General features: G+C 63.5%; 1 protein-coding gene. It reads right to left on the bottom strand.

Annotation, left to right across the window (positions count from 1 at the left end; genetic code table 11):
• On the bottom strand, positions 1 to 903 hold a 903-nt coding region (locus tag EN906_RS35625), incomplete at both ends, for an ABC-F family ATP-binding cassette domain-containing protein (protein ID WP_164777681.1).

Here is a 903-nt window from a genome sequence, read left to right as displayed (position 1 = left end):
GATGTCGAGATGGTTTGTCGGTTCGTCGAGGATGAACAGGTTTGGCCCCTCGAAGGCCGACAGCCCCATCAGCAGCCGCGCCTTCTCGCCGCCCGACAGATCCTTGGCGGCGGTGTTCATCTTCTCGGTCGTGAGGCCGAACTGGGCGACGCGGCCGCGCACCTTCGATTCCGGGGCCTCCGGCATCAGCCGGCGGACATGCTCGTAGGCGTTTTCGTCCGGCCGGAGGTCGTCGAGCTGGTGCTGGGCGAAGATCGCCACCTTCAACCCGGGCGCCACCGTCATGGTGCCACTCTCCTGCTTGAGCCGGCCGGACAGCAATTTGGCGAAGGTCGACTTGCCGTTGCCGTTGGCGCCGAGCAGCGCGATGCGGTCGTCGGCGTCGATGCGCAGCGTCATCTTCTTGAGGATCGGCTGACCCTCGGTGTAGCCGACATTGACGTTGTTCAGCGCCACGATCGGCGAGGCCACCGTCTTCACCGGCTCGGGGAAGGAGAACGGCCGCACCGAATCGTTCACGAGGGCCGCGATCGGTTTCATCTTCTCCAGCGCCTTGATGCGCGACTGCGCCTGTCTCGCCTTGGAGGCCTTGGCGCGGAACCGCTCGACGAAGGATTCCATGTGCTTGCGCGCGGCCTCCTGCTTGACCCGGCCCTTCTCCTGCAATTCCTTCTGCTCTGTATATTGACGCTCGAACTGGTCGTAGCCGCCGCGCCAGAAGGTCAGCTTCTTCTGGTCGAGGTGGACGATCGAATTGACGGCGCGGTTGAGCAGGTCGCGGTCGTGCGAGATCAAAAGCACGGTGTGCGGATATTTCGAAACGTAGTTTTCCAGCCACAGCGTGCCTTCGAGATCGAGATAGTTGGTCGGCTCGTCGAGCAGCAGCAGGTCGGGCTCGGCCAA

Origin of the sequence: Mesorhizobium sp. M7A.F.Ca.CA.004.06.1.1 (assembly GCF_003999135.1) — a bacterium.
Classification (GTDB): domain Bacteria; phylum Pseudomonadota; class Alphaproteobacteria; order Rhizobiales; family Rhizobiaceae; genus Mesorhizobium.
This window is presented reverse-complemented; position numbering and strand designations above follow the sequence as displayed.